Source organism: Mycoplana sp. ABR4_002 (assembly GCF_056159645.1).
This window is the reverse complement of the sequence record NZ_JBSWVO010000001.1, coordinates 3,967,028-3,989,020: the sequence shown is the minus strand read 5'-3', so window position 1 is coordinate 3,989,020 and position 21,993 is coordinate 3,967,028. Positions and strand designations below refer to the sequence as shown.

Annotated in this window: 12 protein-coding genes and 1 riboswitch; of the genes, 9 read left to right on the top strand and 3 right to left on the bottom strand. The window is 68.9% G+C overall.

Annotated elements, in window-relative coordinates; translation table 11 throughout:
• The first annotated feature begins 40 nt into the window (after positions 1 to 40).
• Genes cobF through ACXAGF_RS18985 form a run of 5 tightly spaced genes read left to right on the top strand, consistent with a single transcriptional unit; the run spans position 41 to position 4,347 of the window.
• A complete protein-coding gene (cobF, locus tag ACXAGF_RS19005; RefSeq protein WP_475018932.1) occupies positions 41 to 820 on the top strand; it encodes a precorrin-6A synthase (deacetylating) in 780 nt (259 codons plus the stop codon).
• Positions 817 to 2,217: a precorrin-3B synthase gene (gene cobG / locus ACXAGF_RS19000; protein WP_475018931.1), complete on the top strand. Its 1,401-nt coding sequence runs from the start codon at positions 817 to 819 to the stop codon at positions 2,215 to 2,217. Before cobF ends, cobG begins: the two co-directional genes overlap by 4 nt.
• On the top strand, positions 2,214 to 2,846 hold the full coding sequence (locus ACXAGF_RS18995) for a precorrin-8X methylmutase (RefSeq protein ID WP_475018930.1): 633 nt from the start codon (positions 2,214 to 2,216) through the stop codon (positions 2,844 to 2,846). The genes cobG and ACXAGF_RS18995 overlap by 4 nt, the downstream gene beginning before the upstream one ends.
• The gene (locus tag ACXAGF_RS18990; protein WP_475018929.1) at positions 2,843 to 3,574 is read left to right on the top strand and encodes a precorrin-2 C(20)-methyltransferase; all 732 of its coding nucleotides are present in this window, start codon (positions 2,843 to 2,845) and stop codon (positions 3,572 to 3,574) included. The genes ACXAGF_RS18995 and ACXAGF_RS18990 overlap by 4 nt, the downstream gene beginning before the upstream one ends.
• Positions 3,571 to 4,347, top strand: coding sequence for a precorrin-3B C(17)-methyltransferase (locus tag ACXAGF_RS18985; RefSeq protein WP_475018928.1), 777 nt, complete (start codon positions 3,571 to 3,573; stop codon positions 4,345 to 4,347). The genes ACXAGF_RS18990 and ACXAGF_RS18985 overlap by 4 nt, the downstream gene beginning before the upstream one ends.
• Here ACXAGF_RS18985 and ACXAGF_RS18980 read toward each other — a convergent pair.
• Positions 4,311 to 5,081, bottom strand: a complete 771-nt coding sequence (locus ACXAGF_RS18980) for a cobalt-precorrin-6A reductase (RefSeq protein WP_475018927.1) — start codon at positions 5,079 to 5,081, stop codon at positions 4,311 to 4,313. The two genes, ACXAGF_RS18985 and ACXAGF_RS18980, sit on opposite strands and share 37 nt — an antisense overlap.
• On the opposite strand from ACXAGF_RS18980, the gene cbiE reads away from it, so the two are divergent.
• Together cbiE and cobM are read left to right on the top strand one after the other, a co-directional pair.
• Positions 5,059 to 6,339, top strand: a complete 1,281-nt coding sequence (gene cbiE, locus ACXAGF_RS18975) for a precorrin-6y C5,15-methyltransferase (decarboxylating) subunit CbiE (protein WP_475018926.1) — start codon at positions 5,059 to 5,061, stop codon at positions 6,337 to 6,339. The two genes, ACXAGF_RS18980 and cbiE, sit on opposite strands and share 23 nt — an antisense overlap.
• Entirely contained in the window at positions 6,336 to 7,097 is a 762-nt protein-coding gene (gene cobM, locus ACXAGF_RS18970) for a precorrin-4 C(11)-methyltransferase (RefSeq protein ID WP_475018925.1), read from the top strand. The genes cbiE and cobM overlap by 4 nt, the downstream gene beginning before the upstream one ends.
• Positions 7,098 to 7,139: 42 nt before the next feature.
• Here cobM and metH read toward each other — a convergent pair whose 3' ends face one another.
• Both metH and ACXAGF_RS18960 read right to left on the bottom strand, forming a co-directional pair.
• Positions 7,140 to 10,928 (bottom strand): methionine synthase, encoded by a 3,789-nt coding sequence (gene metH, locus ACXAGF_RS18965; RefSeq protein ID WP_475018924.1) that lies wholly within the window; start codon positions 10,926 to 10,928, stop codon positions 7,140 to 7,142.
• 85 nt (positions 10,929 to 11,013) lie between these two features.
• Complete coding sequence (locus ACXAGF_RS18960; protein WP_475018923.1) at positions 11,014 to 11,229, bottom strand: hypothetical protein; 216 nt, start codon at positions 11,227 to 11,229, stop codon at positions 11,014 to 11,016.
• A 102-nt stretch (positions 11,230 to 11,331) separates the two neighbouring features.
• Positions 11,332 to 11,551: riboswitch (cobalamin riboswitch) on the bottom strand.
• Positions 11,552 to 12,020: 469 nt separating this feature from the next.
• Between ACXAGF_RS18960 and ACXAGF_RS18955 the strand changes: the two genes are divergently transcribed.
• Positions 12,021 to 20,504 carry a glycoside hydrolase family 94 protein gene (locus ACXAGF_RS18955; RefSeq protein WP_475018922.1) on the top strand — a complete coding sequence of 2,828 codons (8,484 nt, stop codon included), beginning with the start codon at positions 12,021 to 12,023 and terminating at the stop codon, positions 20,502 to 20,504.
• A 289-nt stretch (positions 20,505 to 20,793) separates the two neighbouring features.
• Complete coding sequence (locus tag ACXAGF_RS18950; protein WP_475018921.1) at positions 20,794 to 21,954, top strand: OpgC family protein; 1,161 nt, start codon at positions 20,794 to 20,796, stop codon at positions 21,952 to 21,954.
• Positions 21,955 to 21,993: the final 39 nt, after the last annotated feature.

Sequence of the window (21,993 nt, the reverse complement as noted above, 5' to 3'; positions counted from 1 at the left end):
GGGCCGCATCCGGGAGCGCTGGCCGCACGGGGGAGTGGGCGTGAGAACGATACTGATCATCGGGATAGGTGCCGGCAATCCCGAGCACATGACCATCCAGGCGATCAATGCCCTGAACCGCTGCGACCTGTTGCTGATCCCGACCAAGGGCGAGGAGAAGGCCTTTCTCGCCGACATGCGCCGCGACATCTGCGAGCGCTACCTCACCAATCCGGGCACCCGCATCCGCGACTATGCCGTGCCGAAGCGCCGCAGCGACGGCGGCTATGACGGCGGCGTGCAGGAATGGCACCAGGCGATCGCGAAGGTCTACGAGGACCTGCTGGTCGAAAGCTCCGGCAACGACGACACGATCGGTCTGCTCGTCTGGGGCGACCCAATGCTCTACGACAGCACCATCCGCATCGTCGAGCATGTGCGCGCCAACGGGCGCATCGCCTTCGCGCTCGAGGTCGTTCCCGGCATCACCAGCATCCAGGCGCTGTGCGCCAGCCAGCAGGTCGCGCTGAACCGGATCGGCCTGCCGGTGGAGATCACCACCGGACGCCGGCTTGCCGAGGGCTGGCCGCAGGGGGTGGACGACATCGTCGTCATGCTCGACGGCGTCGAGGCCTTCCGCACGGTCGAGGACCGCGATGCGCAGATCCACTGGGGCGCCTATCTCGGCACCGAGCTGGAGATCACGCTCTCCGGCCGTCTCGGCGACATCGCCGAGACGATCTCGCAGACACGCGACCGCGCGCGCAAGGAGAACGGCTGGATCATGGATACCTACCTGATCCGCCGCGCACCGAACCGTGGTGACGGAGGCGCAACGTGACGGCGGTCCACCCTTCGCCCGCGGACGGCCACGGGGCCGGCGTCTCTGTCCAGGCGGCGCCGACGGCGCGGCGCGGCGCCTGCCCGTCACTGGCGGCGCCGATGCTGACCGGCGACGGGCTGCTGGTCCGGCTGCGGCCGGTGCGGGCCGGCCTGACACCGCTCGACTGTCTCGCGCTGGCGGAGCTCGCGGAGACCTGCGGCAACGGTCTCGTGGAGGTCACCGCGCGCGGCAACCTGCAGCTGCGGGGCCTGCGCGAGGAGACCGTGCCCCTGCTCGCGGCCGGCCTGGCCCGGGCCGGAATCGACAGCCACACCGGCGTGGCGGTGGAGACGCCGCCGCTTGCCGGCCTTGATCCGGACGAGGTCGCCGATGCCGGCCCGCTGGCCTTGGCAATCCGCAGCGCCATCGCCGGCCACCGGCCTTCGCTCCGGCTTGCGCCGAAGCTGTCGATCGTGGTCGACGGCGGCGGCCGGCTGGATCTTGCCGCCATGATCGCCGACATCCGGCTCGACGCAGCCGGCGGTGCGAACGGGCGGCGCTGGCGCCTCTCGGTCGGGGGCGATGCGCATTCGGCGCAGCCGGTGGCGGAGATGGCCGATGGCACTGCCGCCGCCGCCGTGCTTTCGATCCTGCGCGTCCTGCACGGGCGCGGCCCGGCGGCGCGCGGGCGCGACCTCGACCCGGCTGAACTGCGAGCACGGCTCGGCATCGCCGAGGGGGCCGGAGAAACGTCAACCGCGCGATCGCCCCGGACGCCGCCCTCGCCGGTCGGCCGGCATCGGATCGGCACCGGCAGGGTGCTTGGCCTCGGCCTTGCCTATGGCCAGACGCCGGCGGCGGCGCTGCGCAGGCTGATGCTAGAGCTGGACGTGCTGGGCGCGACCGAGGTGCGGCTGGCGCCACATCGGGCGCTGCTGGTGCTCGGCCTTGGAGAGGAGGCCGTCGAGGCGGCGAGCGCGCTGGCGCAGCGCGAAGGATTCTGGACCAGGGCCGACGAACCCGGCAACGCCGTTGCCGTCTGCGCCGGCAGGGCCGGCTGCGCGTCGGGCCGGCTCGACACGAAGGCGGCGGCCGATGCGCTGGTGGCGCGGGCGGCGGAGCTGCTCGACGGCTCGATGACGGTGCACGTGTCCGGCTGCGCCAAGGGCTGCGCCCATCCGCGGGCCGCCCCGCTTTCGCTGTGCGGCCGCACGGACGGCGTGGCGCTCGTCGTCGACGGAAGGGCCGGTGACGCGGCCACCGCAATCATCCCGGCGGACGGGGTCGACCCCGCACTTGCGCGCGTTGCCGCGCTGCTTCGCCGACAAAGACAACCGGGGGAGACCCCGCAGCATGCGCTCGAACGGATCGGGCCGGCCGCCCTGGCCGCGGCATTTCAGCAGGACCCGCAATGACAGACTATGACTACATCAAGGATGGCAACGCCATCTACGAGAAATCCTTCGCGATCATCCGCGCCGAGGCCGACCTGTCCGGCTTTTCGCAGGACGAGGCCGATGTCGCCGTCCGCATGATTCATGCCTGCGGACTGGTCGAAGCCGCAGGCGAGATCGCGTTTTCGCCGGGCTTCGTCGCCGCCGGCCGGACGGCGCTGCGGAACGGCGCGCCGATCTTCTGCGACGCCGAGATGGTCGCGCGCGGCGTGACCGCGGCGCGGCTGCCGGCGCAGAACGAGGTGATCTGCACGCTGCGCGACCCGCGCACGCCGGACCTTGCCGCCACGATCGGCAATTCGCGCTCGGCCGCGGCGATCCGGCTCTGGCTCGAGCGGCTGGGCGGCTCCGTCGTCGCCATCGGCAATGCGCCGACGGCGCTGTTCTACCTGCTCGAGCTCCTGCGCGACGGCGCGCCGAAGCCCGCGGCGATCCTCGGCATGCCGGTCGGCTTCGTCGGTGCGGCGGAATCGAAGGAGGCGCTGGCCGAAAACTCCTACGGCGTGCCGTTTGCCACCGTCCGCGGCCGCATGGGCGGCAGCGCGATGACGGCGGCAGCGCTGAACTCGCTGGCGAGGGCGGGCCTGTGAGCGCGGCGGGACGCCTCTACGGCGTGGGCACCGGGCCGGGCGATCCGGAACTGCTGACGCTCAAGGCGGTGCGCAGGATCGAAGAGGCCGACGTGCTCGCCTTCTTCGCCAAGGCCGGGCGCTCCGGCAACGGCCGGGCGATCGTCGAGGGCCTGCTGAAGCCCGGCATGGTCGAGCTGCCGCTCTACTATCCGGTCACGACCGAGATCGACAAGGAACACGCCGAGTACAAGCGCCAGATCACCGCCTTCTACGACGACTCGGCGGCGGCGATCGCCGAGCATCTGGCCGCGGGCCGCACCGTCGCGATCCTGTCCGAGGGCGATCCGATGTTCTACGGCTCCTACATGCACCTGCACGTGCGGCTCGCGCATCGCTTCCCCACCGAGGTCGTCCCCGGCATCACCGCCATGTCCGGCTGCTGGTCGCTGTCCGGCCTGCCGATCGTGCAGGGCGACGACGTGCTGTCGGTGCTGCCCGGCACGATGATGGAGGAAGAGCTGTCGCGCCGGCTCGGCGACACCGAAGCGGCCGTGATCATGAAGGTCGGGCGCAACCTGCCGAAGATCCGCCGGGCGCTGTCGGCCGCTGGCCGGCTTGCCGAGGCAATCTATGTCGAGCGCGGCACGATGGCCGAGAGCCGGTCGATCCGCCTGTCCGAGAAGCTGGACGACAAGGCGCCCTATTTCTCGCTCGTGCTCGTGCCCGGCTGGAGTGGCAGGCCATGAGCGACACGCGCCCTGGTACGCTGTACGTGATCGGCACCGGGCCGGGCAGCCCGGACCAGATGACGCCCGAGGCCCTGCGGGCGGTCGAGGCGGCGACCGAGTTCTTCGGCTACTTCCCCTATGTCGACCGGCTGGCGCTGCGAGCGGACCAGATCAAGGTCGCGTCCGACAACCGCGAGGAACTGAGCCGGGCGCAGGCGGCCCTGACGCGGGCGGCCGCCGGCGTCCATGTCTGCGTCGTCTCCGGCGGCGATCCGGGGGTCTTCGCCATGGCGGCCGCGGTCTGCGAGGCGATCGATGCCGGTCCCGCCGCATGGCGCGGCATCGACCTCGTCGTCGTGCCCGGCGTCACCGCCATGCTGGCCGTGGCTGCCCGGATCGGCGCGCCGCTCGGCCATGACTTCTGCGCGATCTCGCTCTCCGACAACCTCAAGCCCTGGCCGGTGATCGAGAGGCGGCTGCGGATGGTGGCCGAGGCCGGGCTGGTGATCGCGCTCTACAATCCGATCAGCAAGGCACGACCGTGGCAGCTCGGCCAGGCGTTCGAGATCCTGCGCGGCGTCCTTCCGGTCGAGACGCCGGTGATCTTCGGACGCGCCGCGGGACGCCCGGACGAGCGCATGCTGGTGATGCCGCTCGGCGAGGCGGATGCGGCGCGCGCCGACATGGCCACCTGCGTCATCATTGGCTCGCCGCAGACGCGCGTGATCGCGCGCGCCGACCGGCCGGACCTCGTCTATACGCCGCGCTTCCTGCCGCCGGAGGCGACATGATCGATCAGCCGCAGCGCCTCGTCCACGGTCTCGGCGACGACGGCCCGGCCGCCGGTGCCGCGGTCGACCATGATCACCGGCAGCTGCAACGCGCGGGCCGCGGCGATCTTGCCGTAGGTCGCCGTGCCGCCGCTGTTCTTCGCCACCACCAGGTCGATACGGTGGTCGCGGAGCAGCGCCATCTCGTCTTCGACGGCAAAGGGGCCGCGGGCCAGAACATAGTCGACCGAGGGCACGCGCAGCGGCGGGTCGAGCGGATCGACGCTGCGCACGAGATAGTGGTGCTGCGGCGCTGCGTTGAAATGGAAGGCCTCCTGCCGCCCGATCGCGAGGAAGACGCGGCGCGGCGGGCCGCCAAGCGCAGCCACGGCCTTCTGCAGGGTGGCCACGCGTGTCCAGCGGTCGCCGACCTCTGCCTGCCAGCCGGCGCGCTCGAGGCGGATGAGCGGCGTGGCCGCAAGTTCGCACGCCCGCTCGGCATTGGCGCTGATCCGCCGGGCGAACGGATGGGTGGCGTCGACCAGAAGGTCGATTTGGTTGTCGGCGAGGTAGGCGGCAAGTCCGTCCGCGCCGCCGAAGCCACCCGTGCGTACCGGAACCGGCTGCGGCGCGGGATCGACGGTGCGGCCGGCAAGCGACAGCGTCGCCTCGACGCCGCCGCGCGGCGCCAGCCGGCCGGCCAGCGCGCGCGCCTCGGCCGTGCCGCCCAGAATGAGGATTCGTTTCTTGTCCACGCGTGATCCGTCCATCTCTTCCGTCGCCGCGCCCTGGCTGACGATCGTCGGCATCGGCGAGGACGGTTTAGCCGGTCTCGGCGACGCGGCCAAGGCGGCGATCGCGCGCGCCGAGGCCGTTTTCGGCGGAGCGCGGCACCTGGAACTGGCGGCGGCGGCGATGACCGGCGAGCGCCGGACGTGGCTGAGCCCGTTCGAGCGGTCCGTGGCCGCGGTGCTGGCGGAGCGCGGCCGGCCGGTGGTGGTGCTTGCCTCCGGTGACCCGTTCTACCATGGCGTCGGCGTCACGCTGTCGCGGCATGTGCCGCGGGCGGAAATGACGGTGCTGCCGTCGCCGTCCGCCTTCAGCCTCGCCGCCTCGCGGCTGGGCTGGGCGCTGCAGGACACGGCCTGCGTCTCGCTGCACGGTCGTCCGCTCGACCTGGTCCGGCCGCACCTGCATCCCCGTAGCCGGATTCTCGCACTCACCTCCGACAGCGACGGGCCGGACAAGCTCGCCGCGCTGCTCACCGAAGCCGGCTTCGGCGCGTCGATGCTGACGGTGCTGGAGGCGCTCGGCGGGCCGCGCGAGCGCGTCGGCACGCAGCGGGCGGACCGGTTTTCGATGGACGCCGTCGACATGCTGAACGTCTGCGCGGTCGAGGTCGCTGCCGGCGTCGCGGCGCGGGTGCTGCCCTGCGCGCCGGGGCTCGACGACGCGCTGTTCGAACACGACGGCCAGATCACCAAGCGCGAGGTGCGGGCGCTGACGCTGTCGGCGCTGGCGCCGCGGCGGGGCGAGTTGCTGTGGGACATCGGCGCCGGCTCCGGCTCGATCGGAATCGAGTGGATGCTGGCCGATCCCTCGCTGCGGGCGATCGCGGTCGAGGCGAACGGTGAGCGGGCGGCGCGGATCCGGCGCAACGCCCCCCGGTTCGGCGTGCCGGGGCTTGCCGTCGTCGAGGGCGAGGCGCCGGCGGCGCTGGCCGGACTGCCGGTGCCCGATGCCATCTTCATCGGTGGCGGCGGCAGCGAGGCGGGCGTGTTCGACGCGGCACTTGCCGCGCTGGTACCCGGCGGCCGGCTGGTTGCCAATGCGGTGACGACCGAGATGGAAGCGGTGCTGCTTGCCGCGCAGGCGCGGCTCGGCGGAGCGCTGACCCGCATCGACATCGCCCGCGCGGCGCCCGTCGGACGGATGACGGGCTGGCGACCGGCAATGCCGGTGACGCAATGGAGCTGGACGAAGCCGGCCGACAATCGCAAGGAGACAGCATGACCGTCCACTTCATCGGCGCCGGACCGGGCGCCGCCGACCTGATCACCGTGCGCGGCCGCGACCTGATCGGCCGCTGCCCCGTCTGCCTCTATGCCGGCTCGATCGTGTCGCCGGAGCTGTTGCAGTACTGCCCGCCCGGCGCCCGCATCATCGACACCGCGCCGATGTCGCTCGACGAGATCGAGGCGGAGTTCCTGCGCGCGGCCGCGGCGGGCGAGGAGGTGGCGCGGCTGCACTCCGGCGACCTGTCGGTCTGGAGCGCTGTCGCCGAGCAGATCCGCCGGCTGGAGCGGCACGGCATCGCCTATACGCTGACGCCGGGCGTGCCCTCCTTTGCCGCGGCCGCGGCGGCGCTGAAGCGCGAGCTGACGATCCCGGCGGTGGCGCAGAGCCTCGTGCTGACCCGCGTCTCCGGGCGCGCCTCGCCGATGCCGAGCCGGGAAACGCTCAAGGGTTTCGGCGAGACCGGCGCGACGCTGGCGATCCATCTCGCCATCCACGCGCTCGGACAGGTCGTGGCCGAGCTGACACCGCTTTACGGTGCCGACTGCCCGGTCGCGATCGTCGTCAAGGCGTCCTGGCCGGACGAGCGGGTCGTGCGCGGCACGCTCGCCGACATCGCCGCCAAGGTGGCGGCCGAACCGATCGAACGCACCGCGCTGATCTTCGTCGGGCCGACGCTGACGGCCGGCGACTTTCGCGAGAGCTCGCTTTACGATCCGGCCTATCAGCGACGGTTCCGCGGGCGCGGCGCGTAGCGCCGTACCGCGGGGGCCGATTGGCCTGCGTTCCGGAGGCTGCTATTCGGCGGCGGTCGCCGCCGGTCCGGGCACGTAGTTGAGGATCGGGCCGAGCCAGCGCTCGACCGCGGCGAGCGGCATGGCCTTGCGTCGCGCGTAGTCCTCGACCTGGTCGCGCTCGACCTTGGCGACGCCGAAATAGTAGCTCTCGGGCGAGGCGATGTAGAGGCCGGAGACCGACGAACCTGGCCACATCGCCATGCTCTCGGTCAGGCTGACGCCGATCTGGCGTTCGGCGTCGAGAAGCCGGAACAGCGTCGTCTTCTCGGAGTGGTCCGGCTGGGCGGGATAGCCGGGAGCGGGCCGGATGCCGGCATAGGGCTCGCCGATCAGGTCCTGCGGGGAGAAGCGCTCGTCCGGCGCGTAGCCCCAGAGCTCCTTGCGCACATGCTCGTGCATGCGCTCGGCGAAGGCCTCGGCGAAACGGTCGGCCAACGCCTTCACCAGAATGGAGGAATAGTCATCGTTGGCGCGCTCGAAGCGTTCGGCGATGGCGATCTCGCCGATGCCGGCGGTGACGACGAACCCGCCGACATAGTCGGAAATGCCTGTTGCCTGCGGCGCGACGAAATCCGACAGGGCGACGTTCGGGCGGCCGTCGCGCTTGGACAATTGCTGGCGCAGGGTGAAAAACGTGGCAAGCTCGTCCGTGCGGCTGTCGTCGGCGTACAGCCGGATGTCGTCGCCGACCGCATTGGCCGGCCAGAAGCCGACGACCGCCTGCGGCGTGAACCAGCGCTCGGTGATGATCTTGTCCAGCATCGCCTGCGCGTCGGCGAAGAGCTGGCGGGCGGCGGCCCCCTGCTTCTCGTCGTCGAGGATCCTGGGATAGACGCCCTTCAGCTCCCAGGTCTGGAAGAACGGCGTCCAGTCGATGTAGCGGGCCAGTTCGGCCAGGTCCCAGTCCTGCCAGACGCGGGTGCCGAGGAAGGACGGCGTCTTCGGCCGGTAGGCCGGCCAGTCCGGCCTGAAGGCGTTCGCGCGCGCCCGTGCCAGCGGCAGGCGCTGCTTTTCGGCCTCCGCCCGCAGATGGGCGTCGGCGACCTTGCGGTACTCGGCCCGCAGGGTCTCGACGTAGCCCGCCCTGGCCTCGGGCGACAGCAGGCTGGAGACCACGCCGACGGCGCGGCTGGCGTCGGTGACGTAGACGGTCTGGCCGCGGTCGTAGCGGGGATGGATCTTCACGGCGGTGTGGACGCGGCTGGTCGTCGCCCCGCCGATGAGGAGGGGGATGTCGAGGCCCTCGCGCTCCATCTCGCCGGCCACGTGCACCATCTCGTCGAGCGAGGGGGTGATGAGGCCGGAAAGACCGATGATATCGACGTTCTCCGATTTGGCCGTCTCGAGAATTTTCGCCGCCGGCACCATCACGCCGAGGTCGATGATCTCGTAGTTGTTGCAGGCGAGCACGACGCCGACGATGTTCTTGCCGATGTCGTGCACGTCGCCCTTGACGGTGGCCATCAGGATCTTGCCGGCGCTCTCGCGGGCCGCACCGCCGTTCGCCTGCTTCTCCGCCTCCATAAAGGGCAGCAGCACGGCGACCGCCTGCTTCATCACGCGGGCGGACTTGACCACCTGCGGCAGGAACATCTTGCCCGCACCGAAGAGGTCACCGACGACGTTCATGCCGGCCATCAACGGCCCCTCGATGACGTGCAGAGGCCGCTCGGCGGCGCGGCGGGCCTCCTCGGTGTCGGCCTCGATGAACTCGGTGATGCCGTTGACAAGCGCGTGCTCCAACCGCTTTTCCACCGGCCAGTCGCGCCAGGCGAGGTCCTTTTCCCGGGCCTCCATCCCGCCGACGCCCTTGAAGCGCTCGGCGATCTCCAGCAGCCGTTCGGTCGCGGTGCCGCCGGCTTTCGGCGCGCGGTTGAGGACGACGTCCTCGCAGGCTTCGCGCAGCCCGGCCTCGATCGTGTCGTAGACGGCGAGCTGGCCGGCATTGACGATGCCCATGTCCATGCCGGCCTGGATCGCATGATAGAGAAAGACGGCGTGCATCGCCTCGCGCACCGGCTCGTTGCCGCGAAAGGAGAAGGAGAGGTTGGAGACGCCGCCGGAGACGTGCACGTGCGGCAGTGTCGCGACGATCGCGCGGGTCGCCTCGACGAAGTCGACGCCGTAGTTGTCGTGCTCCTCGATGCCGGTGGCCACGGCAAAGATGTTGGGATCGAAGATGACATCCTCGGGCGGCAGGCCGGCCACGTCCGTCAGCAGCCGGTAGGCGCGGGTGCAGATCTCGACCTTGCGGGCCCGGGTGTCGGCCTGGCCCTTCTCGTCGAAGGCCATGACGACGACGGCGGCGCCGTAGGCGCGTACGAGTTTCGCATGGTGCAGGAAGGCTTCCTCGCCCTCCTTCAGCGAGATCGAGTTGACCAGCGGCTTGCCCTGCACGCATTTCAGGCCGGCCTCGATCACCTCCCACTTGGACGAGTCGATCATCACCGGCACGCGGGCGATGTCGGGCTCGGCGGCGACGAGGTTGAGGAACTCCGTCATCGCCTTCTGCGAATCGATCAGGCCCTCGTCCATGTTGACGTCGATCACCTGGGCGCCGTTGGCCACCTGGTCGCGCGCGACCTCGAGCGCGGCCGCATAGTCGCCGGCGGTAATCAGCTTGCGGAACTTCGCCGAGCCGGTGACGTTGGTGCGCTCGCCGACGTTGACGAAGGGAATGTCGCCGGTCAGCGTGAACGGCTCGAGCCCGGCCAGGCGCATGTGGCGGGGAATGTCCGGGATCGGCCGAGGCTTGTGGCGGGCGGCGGCCGCGGCGATCGCGGCGATATGGGCCGGCGTCGAGCCGCAACAGCCGCCGACGATGTTGACGAGACCGTCGCGCATGAAGCCTTCGATCTGCCCGGCCATCTGTTCGGGCGTCTCGTCGTAGGCGCCGAAGGCGTTCGGCAGCCCGGCGTTCGGATAGGCGCAGACGAACGTGTCGGCGACCGTCGCGAGTTCGTCGAGATGCGCGCGCATGGCGTTGGCGCCGAGCGCACAGTTCAGGCCGATCGAAAAGGGCGCGGCATGGCGGACCGAGTTCCAGAACGCCTCCGGCGTCTGGCCCGACAGCGTGCGGCCGGACAGGTCGGTGATCGTGCCGGAGATCATGATCGGCAGTTCGATGCCCTTCTCGGCGAACACCTCCCGGGCTGCGAAGATCGCCGCCTTGGCGTTCAGCGTGTCGAAGACGGTCTCGATCAGGATGATGTCGGCGCCGCCGTCGAGAAGGCCGCGCACCTGCTCGGCATAGGCGATGCGCAGGTCGTCGAAGGTGACGGCGCGATAGCCGGGATTATTGACGTCGGGCGAGATCGAGGCGGTGCGGTTGGTCGGGCCGAGCGCGCCGGCAACGAAGCGATGCCGACCGTCCTTCTGTTGCGCGCGCAGGCCGGCGCGGCGCGCCAGCCTCGCCCCGTCGCGGTTCAGCTCGTAGACCATGTCCTCCATGCCGTAGTCGGCCTGCGCGATCGTGGTCGAGGAGAAGGTGTTGGTCTCGAGGATGTCCGCACCGGCGAGGGCGTAGCGATAGTGGATGTCCTCGATCGCAGCCGGCTGGGTGAGCGTCAGAAGATCGTTGTTGCCCTGCTGGTGGCAGGCGCAGTCGCCGAAGCGGGCGCCGCGGAAGTCGGCCTCGACCAGACCCAACGCCTGGATCTCGGTGCCCATCGCGCCGTCGAGCACGAGAATCCGCTCGCTGGCGGCGGCTTTCAATGCGGCGGCGATGTCCTTGCCGTTGCGGGGTGGAAGTTCGGGACCGAACAGGTCCGCTAGGTCGGCCGATGCCATGGCAAAGCCCCTCCGATGCAGAATTTCTGCATCGGAGATCACATAAAGGCATCTTTATGTCAATATGTCTTTATGTCGTTGGCGCTCAATGCGGCCTGCCGGAGCGGCCGGCCAGGGCCGCAAACAGATCGCGCAGCCGGACGATGTCGGGGTCGCGATCGGCGAAGCGCGCGAGCTTGCCCAGTTCCTTCATGGCCTCGCGCTGCAGGTCGGCCCCGCGGGGCTGCCAGAGCAGCCAGGATATGAAGACGGATTCCGGCCGCCCGGACGGCGATGGCGCGGTTTCGATGGTGGCAAACATTGACTTCCCCAATCTGCAATTGGGGGATGACCGGACGCACGCGAGCTGGAGTCCCGCGATTGACGCGGAGCAAGCGCACCCTTGGGACACCCCGCCCATGGACGTTACGAGTTCATCAGGGCAGGTCTCCTGGCTCGCGGGTCGTTGCGGCTGTCCGGCCTTCCCGGCACCTTGTCGTGCCAGTGGCATGGGCGACAGCCACTCGTCGCTTACAGTTGCGGGGGCAGCGCCGGCCTGGATGCCCGTCGGGGCATTGCACCGGCTTCCCTCTTAGCCTCCGGGTCGGAACCGACTCGGAAGAACCCTGATGGCGTCACCTGAGCCGATGGCCGCGGTCCTGTCAACGCCGGCGACGCCCTCCTCGACAGAAATCGCGCGGTTGCGGGAACCGGCGCGCGCCGATTGCGTTCAGCCTCCGTTCACCGCCGGTCGCCTAGTGCTGGCCGGATGTCCGCCGACCGGTCCGTTCTTGCCCCTGTTCCTGCCATGGAGCCGTCCCATCGCCCTGCCGCCTTGTTGCAACTGCTTTCCAGAGCGGCTAAAACGTGCCGTTTTCATGCACCACGCGGCCACGATGCACATTTGCGTGTCGCCTGAGCCATTGCGCGCCTCCGTCGGAGTGCGCGGCCTTAGCGATGCCCGGCCGGAGGAGCGGCGGCGGCACCAGAGGAGACGCGTGAAGTCGTCATGGCCTGCAGCGGCACACGGGTGACGCTCGCCCGCTGAATGCGTTCCGCAGTCCGAGGATTGCCGGATATCCCAATATTGCTCGAAACCAGAAAAACAAGCTGATGCTGCACAACAGACCACAGTCGTCGCCGCGCGAGGCGGAACCCAGGCAGGTCGACTACAACGATTCGATCCGGGGTACCTATTTCACCCTGGAGGAGCTTAGCGCCTGCGGCGAGGATCTGGCGCGCAACGGTGCCGGCGCCCTGCCGGCCTTCGTGCCCTTCGACTTCCGCGCCCGGCATCGGGAGAACGAGCGGGAGATCTTCCGCGTCTACCGCACCGTCGCGCGCGATGTCGAAGCGGGAGCGACCATCACGCCGGCCGCCGAGTGGCTGCTCGACAACTACTACGTGGTCGAGGAGGCGGTCCAGGAAGTGCGCCGCGATTTCCCGCGCCGCTTCTACCGCCAGCTGCCGACAATGCAGGTCGGCGCGGCCGAGATTCCGCGGACGATGGCGCTCGGATGGCTCTACGTGGCCCACACCCACAGCAGCGTTTCGCGCGAGAGCCTGACGGCCATCGTCGAGGGCTTCCAGAAGGTGGAGGCGCTGAAGATCGGCGAACTGTGGGCGCTGCCGTCGATCATCCGCTTCATCCTGATCGAGAACCTGCGTCGCATCTCGATTCGCGTCGAACGGTCGCGCGGCATGCGCCGCAAGGCGAACGAGATCGCCGACGAACTGATCCGGCTGAACGATCCCGAGCGCAGCGTGGTGATCCTGCGCGAGATCGAGGAACTGGTCGCCGACAACACGTTCGTCGCCCAGCTGCTCTATCGCCTGCGCGACGGACTGCAGGCTTCCGGCGCGGCGATCCAGTGGCTCGAGCAACAGATCGAGGCGCGCGGCAGCGATCTGGAAGAAGTGCTCGTCGCCGAGCAGAACCGGCTGTCGCATGGCAACGCCACGATGAGCAATCTCATCAAGGGCCTGCGCGCCATCGACGACACGGAATGGCCGGTCTGGGTGGAAAGCGTCAGCCGGCTGGACGCGGCGCTGCGCGAAGGGTCGGATTACAACGACCTCGACTTCGGCTCGCGAAACGCCTATCGCGACACGATCGAAAAGCTCGCCCGCCGGTCCGGCCGGAGCGAACTCGAGGTAACCCGGACGGCGCTCGAAATGACGGCCGAGGACATGGCCGCGGGCCACGTCGCCGGCGCGGGCGAGGCCAATGTCGGCACCTATCTGGTTGGCGCGAAGCGCCGGCTGCTGGAAGAGCGCATCGGCTACCGCCCGTCGCTGCTGCAGCACCTCATCCGCATTACCCGCGCCCTCAACTGGTTCGCGATCGCCGGCCCGGTGACGGTCCTGACACTGCTGGCGATGATCGGCGTCTATTTCTTCCTCGACCAGATGGACATCCCCGACGGCGCCTGGCTGATCATGCTGGTGCTGTTCGCCTTGCCGGCCTCGGAGGGCGCGGTCGGGCTGTTCAACACACTCGTGACCCTCGTGGTGAAGCCGTCGCGGCTGGTGGGCTACGAGTTCCGCGAGGGCATCCCCGAGGAGGCCCGCACGCTGGTGGCGGTGCCGTGCCTGATTGCCAAGCGCGACCATGTCGACGAACTGGTGCGCAACCTGGAGGTCCACTACCTCGCCAATCCGCGCGGGGAGATCTACTTCGCGCTGGTCAGCGACTGGACCGACAGCAAGGTCGAGGAGACGCCGGAAGACCTCGACGTGCTGGAATATGCCAAGCGCGAGATCGCGCTGCTGTCGGCGCGCTATGCCTATGACGGCCGCACCCGCTTCTACCTGCTGCACCGCCGGCGGCTGTTCAATCCGCAGGAAGGGGTGTGGATGGGCTGGGAGCGCAAGCGCGGCAAGCTGCACGAGCTCAACCTGCTCCTGCGCGGTGACGGCGACACCAGCTTCCTGCCGGGCGCCAACGTCGTGCCGGGGAACGTCCAGTACGTGCTCACGCTCGATTCCGACACGCGGCTGATGCGTGACGCGGCGACCAAGCTCGTCGGCAAGCTGTTCCACCCCATCAACCGCCCGCAGATCGACCCTCAGACGCAACAGGTCGTCGCCGGCTACAGCATCCTGCAGCCGCGCGTCACGCCGTCGCTGACGACCGGCGACGAGGCCTCGACCTTCCAGCGCATCTTTTCCGCCAACCGCGGCGTCGACCCTTACGTGTTCACCGTGTCCGACGTCTATCAGGACCTCGCCGGCGAGGGGACCTTCACCGGCAAGGGCCTCTATCACGTCGATGCCTTCGAGGCGGCCCTGAAGGGCCGGATCGAGGAGAACACCGTCCTTTCGCACGATTTGCTCGAGGGGTCCTACGCCCGCTGCGCGCTGGTGACGGACGTCGAGTTCATCGAGGACTTCCCGATCCGCTACGAGGTCGAGACCTCGCGCCAGCACCGTTGGGCGCGCGGCGACTGGCAGCTGCTGAGCTACATCTTCCGGCCGTCGAGTGCGGTGTCGATGCTCGGGCGCTGGAAGATGTACGACAACCTGCGTCGCTGCCTGATCCCGGTCGGCTGGCTGGTGGCCTCGGTGATGGGCTGGTACTACATGGAGCCGCGCCAGGCGCTGATCTGGCAGCTGGTGCTGATCTTCCTGCTGTTCGTGGCGCCGACGCTCTCGCTGATCACCGGCGCGATCCCGCGCCGCAGCGACATCGTCGCGCGCGCCCACGTGCAGACCATCCTGTCCGATATCCGGGCGGCGAACGCCCAGGTCGCCCTTCGCATCGTCTTCATCGCCCACCAGGCCGCGCTGATGGCCGATGCCACGGTGCGCTCGCTGTATCGCATGGCGGTCAGCCGCAGGCACATGCTGGAGTGGCGCACGGCGGCCCAGGTGCACAGCGCGTCCGGCGGCGGCATCGGGTCCTACTACCAGGATATGTGGCAGGCGCCGCTGCTGGCGGCGATCTCGGTCGCGCTCGCTCTGTTTTCCGACACCGGCCTGCCCCTGATCGCAATCCCCTTCGCCGCCATCTGGGCGCTGTCGCCGGCGATTGCCTGGTATGTCAGCCAGACCGCGGAAACCGAGGACCAGTTGCTGGTATCGGACGACGTCGTTGGCGAACTGCGCAAGATCGCCCGGCGGACGTGGCGCTATTTCGAGGAGTTCGTCACCGCCGAACAGCATTTCCTGCCGCCGGACAACTTCCAGGAAACGCCGCAGCCGGTGCTGGCGGAGCGCACCTCGCCGACCAACATCGGCGTCTACCTGCTGTCGGTGATCGCGGCGCGCGACTTCGGCTGGATCGGCTTCGAGGAGACCGTCCGCCGCCTGGAGGAGACCGTTTCGACGATCGACAGCATGCCGAAGTTCCGCGGCCATCTCTACAACTGGTACCGTACCAACACCCTGGAAACCCTCGGGCCGCGCTACGTTTCCGCCGTCGACAGCGGCAATCTCGCCGGCCATCTGATCGCCGTCTCCTCACTTTGCCGGGAATGGGCGGAGGCGCCGTCGGCGCACCTCCACGGCAGTCTCGACGGCATCGGCGATACCGCCTCGATCCTGTCGGAGACGTTCGCCGAGCTGCCGGACGATCGCAAGACGGTGCGACCGCTGCGCCGGCTGATCGCGGAGCGCATCTCCGGTTTCCACAATGCGCTGGCTGCGGTGAAGCGCGAGCACGAGTTCGCCTCGATCCGCATCATCAATCTCGCGGTGCTGGCGCGGGACGTCAACAAGCTGATCGCCAACCTCGACCACGAGATCAAGAACACCAAGAGCGAGGCGGTGGTGAAATGGGCCAATGCCCTGGTCGCCACCTGCGAGGCGCATATCGCCGACAGCGTCTTCGACCTCGGCAGCATCGAGGCCTTGCGCCAACGCCTGATTGTTCTGCGTGACCGTACCCGCGACATCGCCTTCTCGATGGATTTCGGCTTCCTGTTCCGACCCGAGCGCCGGCTGCTGTCGATCGGCTATCGCGTCGAGACGAACGAGCTCGACGAGGCCTGCTACGACCTGCTCGCGTCGGAAGCGCGCCTGACCAGCCTGTTCGCGATCGCCAAGGGGGACCTGCCGACCGAACACTGGTACAAGCTCGGCCGGCCGATCGTGCCGGTCGGCGCGCGCGGCGCGTTGGTGTCGTGGTCGGGATCGATGTTCGAGTACCTGATGCCGCCGCTGGTGATGCGCGAGCCGCAGGGCGGCATCCTCGACCAGACGAACAACCTCATCGTCAGGGAACAGCAGAACCACGGCAAGCGGCTCGGTACCCCCTGGGGCATCTCGGAAGCTGCCTTCAATGCCCGCGACCACGAGTTGAACTACCAGTACACCAACTTCGGCGTGCCGACCCTCGGGCTGAAGCGGGGCCTGGGCCAGAACGCGGTGATCGCACCCTACGCCTCGCTGCTGGCCGCCCAGTACGCGCCGAAGGCGGCGCTCGACAACCTCGACGCGCTGCGACGGCTCGGTGCGCTCGGCGTCTACGGTTACCACGACGCCGTCGATTTCACCCCGACGCGCGTGCCGGAGGGCAAGCGTTGCGCCGTCGTTCACAACTATTACGCGCACCACCACGGCATGTCGATTGCCGCGGTGGCCAATGTCGCCTTCAATGGCCGCCTGCGCGCGCTCTTCCACTCCGATCCCGTTGTCGAGGCGGCGGAGCTTCTGTTGCAGGAGAAGGCGCCGCGCGACATCCCGATCATCAACACCAAGCGCGAACCGGAAACGGTCGGCAGCACCCAGGCCGATCTGCTTCGTCCAGAGGTGCGCGTGATCGAGGACCCGGCACGTGAGGACCGCGAGGCGGCGTTCCTCTCCAACGGCCATTACTCGGTGATGGTGACGGCGACCGGTTCGGGCTATTCGCACTGGAACGGCCAGTCGGTCACCCGCTTCCGGCCGGACCCGGTCGAGGATCGCTGGGGCACGTTCCTCTTCCTGCGCGACACGGCCACGAACGAGTGGTGGTCGGCCACCGCCGAGCCCAAGCGGGCGGACGGCGAGGTTGCGAAGGCCCAGTTCAGCGACGACAAGGCGGAGTTCTTCAAGACGGTCGGGACGCTCACGAGCGAAGTGGAGTGCATCGTCGCCACCGAGCACGACGCGGAGGGTCGCCGGCTGACGCTGCTCAACACCGGGCCCGAAGACCGCTTCATCGAGGTCACCTCCTATCTCGAACCGGTGGTCACGACCGACGACACCGACAGTGCTCACCCGCTGTTTGCGCGCATGTTCCTCAAGACCGAGATCGGCCGCCGCGGCGACCTCGTCCGCGTCCAGCGCAACAAGCGCGATCCGAACGAGCCCGACATGTGCATGGCGCACCTGATCGTCGACAGTGCCGGCTCGCGCCGCACCGAGATCGAGACCGACCGCCGCAACTTCATCGGCCGCGGCCGCAGCCTCGCCACCGCGGCCGCCTTCGACCCGGGTGCGCAGCTTTCCGGCCGCGACGGCTTCACCCTCGATCCGGTCGTGGCGCTGCGCCGCGTGGTGCGGGTCCCGGCCGGCAAGAAGGTCAAGGTCATCTTCTGGACCGTCGCCGCGCCCAATCGCGGCGACCTCGACACGGCGATCGACCGCTATCGCCACCCCGATGCGTTCGAACACGAGCTCATCCACGCCTGGACGCGCTCGCAGGTGCATCTGCGCCATATCGGCGTCACCTCGCAGGAGGCGGCATCCTTCCAGGCGCTCGGCCGCTATCTCGTCTATCCTGACATGCACTTGCGCGCGGATGCCGCCACCGTGCAGGCGGGGCTCACCGCGCAGTCGGCGCTCTGGCCGCTGGCGATCTCCGGGGACTTCCCGATCTATGTGCTGCGCATCAACGACGAAGCCGACCTCGGAATTGCCCGCGAAGCCCTGCGGGCGCAGGAGTACCTGCGCCACCGCGGCGTGCCGGCCGACCTCGTCATCCTGAACGAGAAGGCGTCCTCCTACGCCCAGGACATGCAGCACACGCTCGAGCAGATGTGCGAGAACCTGCGCATGCGCGGTCAGCACGATGCCATGCGCCAGCACGTTTTCGCGGTGCGGCGGGACCTGATGGAGGCTTCGACCTGGCAGGCGCTGCTGGCGACGGCGCGAGCGGTCTTCCATGCCCGCAACGGCACGCTGTCCGACCAGATCGAGCGCGCGGTCTCGCTGTTTGCGACGCCGCTTTCCGCCGAACCCCCACAACCGCGGCATGCCGCCCCGGTTCCGGCGACGCGTCCCCCGGAGCCGGTGGAGATCGAAGGTGGCGATCTGGCCTTCTGGAACGGCTACGGCGGCTTCAACGTCGAACGGCGCGAATATGCCATCCGGCTGAGGGGCGGCGAGGGAACGCCGCACCCCTGGATCAACGTCATCGCCAACGAAGGCTTCGGCTTCCATGTCGCCGCCGAGGGCGGGGCCTATAGCTGGAGCCGCAACTCGCGCGACTACCAGCTCACGCACTGGACCAACGATCCAGTGGTCAACCGGCCAGGCGAGGCTTTCTATGTCAAGGACCGCGACAGCGGCGCCGTGGTCGTGCCCTTTGCCGGCCTGTCGCGCGATCCGTCGGTGCTGTTCGAGGCCTGGCACGGCCTCGGCTACTCCGCCTTCCGCAGCAAGGCCGGCGGGCTCGAACTCGACCTTGTGCAGACGGTGGACAGCAAGGAACCAGTCAAGTACTCGCGGCTGATTGTCCGCAACACCGGCAGCTCGGCCCGCCGCCTGTCGGCCTACGGCTATGTCGAATGGGTGCTCGGCAACAACCCGGCCCGGACCGCGCCGTTCGTGCTGTGCAGCCAGGACGAGGCGACCGGGGCCATTTTCGCCACCAATCCCTACAGCCTGGACTATTCCGGCCGCGTTGCCTTCTTTGCGACCGATGCGGCTCTCGCCGGCGCGACCGCAAGCCGCCGCGAGTTCATTGGCGGCACGGGCGACATCGTGCTGCCCGCGGCGCTGGCGAGCGGCGCCGTCTTGTCGGGCACGATGGAAAGCCTGGGGGCGCCCTGCGCCGCGCTGATGGCCGATTTCGAGCTGGCGCCCGGTGCCCAGCGCGAGATCCTGTTCGTGCTCGGCGACGGCGATGACGCCGCGGCTGCCGCCGAACGTGCCGGTCGAGCTGTCGCCGCACGGTTCGACGGCGTGCTCGAGCAGGTCCGCAGCTTCTGGGGCGATTTCACCGGTGCCCTGCAGGTCGAAACGCCCGACCCGGCGCTGAACCTGATGGTCAACACCTGGCTGCCGTACCAGAGCCTCGGTTGCCGGGTGATGGCGCGTGCTGCCTTCTACCAGGCCAGCGGGGCCTACGGATTCCGCGACCAGTTGCAGGATACGCTGGCCTTTCTGGCGCACCGCCCCGACCTTGCCCGCAGCCAGATCCTGAACGCGGCCGCCCGGCAGTTCCACGAGGGCGACGTTCAGCACTGGTGGCTGCCGCAGAGCGGGGCCGGGGTGCGCACGATCATCTCCGACGACGTCGTCTGGCTCGCCTATGCGGTGACGCAGTACATCCGCTCGACCGGGCGCCGGGACATCCTGGACGAAAGGCTGTCCTTCATCGAAGGGCCGGCGCTTGCCGAGGGCCAGCACGACGCCTTCTTCAGGCCAGAGCGGTCGACTGAAACGGCGGATCTCTTCGAGCATTGCGCCCGGGCGCTCGACCTTGCGATCCGGAGGACCGGCGAAAACGGTCTGCCGTTGATTCTCGGCGGCGACTGGAACGACGGCATGAACCGGGTCGGCCAGCAGGGCAGCGGCACAAGTGTCTGGCTCGGCTGGTTCCTCGCCGGCGCGTTGCGCGCCTTCGCCCCGATCGCGCGGGAGCGTGGCGATGCGACCCGCGCCCGGCAGTGGCTGGCCCATCTCGAGCCGTTGAAGGCGGCATTGGAGACGGCCGGCTGGGACGGGGAGTACTATCGGCGCGGCTATTTCGACGACGGCACGCCGCTTGGCGCGAGCGACAGCGAGGAGTGCCGGATCGATTCGATCGCCCAGTCCTGGAGCGTCCTGTCCGGCGAAGGCAGCCCGGAGCGCACCGGACCGGCAATGGACGCCGTGCTGGCGGAGCTGGTGGACGAGCAGGCCGGCATCATCAAGCTGTTCACGCCGCCCTTCGCGGGTGGTTCGACCGATCCCGGCTATATCAAGGCCTACCCGCCGGGGGTCCGCGAGAACGGCGGGCAATACACCCACGCCGCCGCCTGGGTGGTGATGGCGCTGGCCGTGCAGGGCCGGGCCGACGACGCCTGGAACTGCCTCTCCATGCTGATGCCAACCAGCCGTTCCTCCTCACGCACGGCCATCGAGACCTATCGCGTGGAGCCCTATGTCGTCGCTGCCGACGTGTATGGTGAAGGCGACCGCAAGGGCAGAGGCGGCTGGACCTGGTACACCGGTTCGGCCGGCTGGCTCTACCGCTCCGCCGTCGAAGGCATCCTCGGCATCCGCCGGGAGGAGGGCCGCCTGGTCGTCAACCCGGCGCTGCCGTCCGGCTGGCCGGGCTATTCTGCCGTGGTCCGGTCCGATGACGGCGAGACCCGTATCCAGGTGGAGCGCGCCGCGGACGGTAAGGTGGAGGTCAGGATCGACGCGCTGCCGCTGGCCGACACGGAGGTCGAGGTCACGGCCTGACGGATGAGCAAACCTGTCGGCGCGCCGGCTCCAGTCGGCGCCCCGGTCAAGCAACGCCGCCCGCAGACGGACCCTTGCGGGCGGATCTTGCGGCAGGTGACGCGGCGTGTGTGGTTCCTCGTCGCCGGACCGCTGTGATGAAATCACCGTGAAGTCGGCAAACTGTCACAAAAACCTCCGAACAACCCAGATATTCGATTTCGCTTGGGTATTGGGGCATGTCGGCTTCAGCTTGGCGCTGGCGCCGTCGTGCTCCTTTTCGCGTCTGGCGTAGGAAAGGCATGGACTGGTGACTGGTAACGCGGAAGGGGCTGGCGTCACGGCCACGACGTCGGCGAAGCCGAGCCGGGATACCCGGATCGACGTGTTCCGTGCGCTGGCGTTGCTCACCATCTTCGTCAACCATGTCCCGGGCCAGTTCCTCGAGCACCTGACCCACAAGAACTTCGGATTCTCCGACTCGGCCGAAGCGTTCGTGCTGATCTCGGGACTGTCCGTGGGGCTTGCCTATGGGCGGCAGTTCTCCGGCCCGCACCGGCTCGCCGTCACCGTCCGGATCCTGCGGCGTGCCTTCAGCCTGTATGTCGCTCACATCATGACGAGCGTCGTCACCTTCGCGATCTTTGCGGGCGGCGCGCTTTGGTTTGCGCGACCGGACCTGCTGTCGGAGATCAACCTCCGCGCGGTCGTCGACCATACCGAACAGGGCTTGCTCGGGATGGTGCTGCTCGGTCACCAGTTCGGCTACAACAACATCCTGTCCATGTATGCCGTCCTGTTCCTCATGCTACCCGCCCTGCTCTGGGTGCATGCGCTGAGCCCTCGGCTGCTATTGTTGCTTTCGGGCCTGCTCTGGCTCGTCGCCGGCCTCTGGCGCCTTGCGCCGTCCAACTTCCTGGACGACGGCTACTGGTTCCTCAATCCGTTGTCCTGGCAGTTCCTGTTTGCCATCGGGATTGTCGTCGCGCTTCAGAGCAACCGCGACCGCCGCCTGCCGCGGAAGGCCGCCTTGATGGCCCTATGCCTTGCCTACGTCGTGCTCTCCTTCCTGTGGGTGGTACTCTCCTGGTGGGCGTTTGACGTCTCGTTCGGGCTCGCACCGGTCCTGACGGGCTTCGACAAGACGTTCCTGTCTGCGTTCAGGCTGCTGCACGCGCTGGCGCTCGCCTATCTGATCGCCACGGTTTCCGTGTTTTCTCGCTGGAGCAGCCTGTCGCTGTCCCACCCGCTGACGGCTATCGGGCGCCATTCGATGGCAATGTTCATCTTCGGAACCATCCTGGCGATGATCGGCCAGGTGCTGATGGTCGCCACCGGCAGGAACCCCTGGTTCGGTACGCTCTATGTGGCCGCCGGGCTGTGGCTGCATGTCGCCTATGCGCGCTATCTGGATTGGCTTGCCGCCCTCGGCCGGAGCGAGGGCGCGAAGCCCGCGCATCGGGCCGGTTGATGCGACCGCGCCGCGGCCGATGCAGGCCAATCGCCGCGC

What these genes read in the sequence shown, in the direction of transcription:
- ACXAGF_RS18995 (WP_475018930.1), top strand. Translation starts at nt 2,214, where the DNA reads ATGACAGACTATGACTACATCAAGGATGGCAACGCCATCTACGAGAAA.
- ACXAGF_RS18985 (WP_475018928.1), top strand. Translation starts at nt 3,571, where the DNA reads ATGAGCGACACGCGCCCTGGTACGCTGTACGTGATCGGCACCGGGCCG.
- cbiE (WP_475018926.1), top strand. Translation starts at nt 5,059, where the DNA reads ATGAGGATTCGTTTCTTGTCCACGCGTGATCCGTCCATCTCTTCCGTC.
- cobM (WP_475018925.1), top strand. Translation starts at nt 6,336, where the DNA reads ATGACCGTCCACTTCATCGGCGCCGGACCGGGCGCCGCCGACCTGATC.
- metH (WP_475018924.1), bottom strand. Translation starts at nt 10,928, where the DNA reads ATGGCATCGGCCGACCTAGCGGACCTGTTCGGTCCCGAACTTCCACCC.
- ACXAGF_RS18960 (WP_475018923.1), bottom strand. Translation starts at nt 11,229, where the DNA reads ATGTTTGCCACCATCGAAACCGCGCCATCGCCGTCCGGGCGGCCGGAA.
- ACXAGF_RS18955 (WP_475018922.1), top strand. Translation starts at nt 12,021, where the DNA reads ATGCTGCACAACAGACCACAGTCGTCGCCGCGCGAGGCGGAACCCAGG.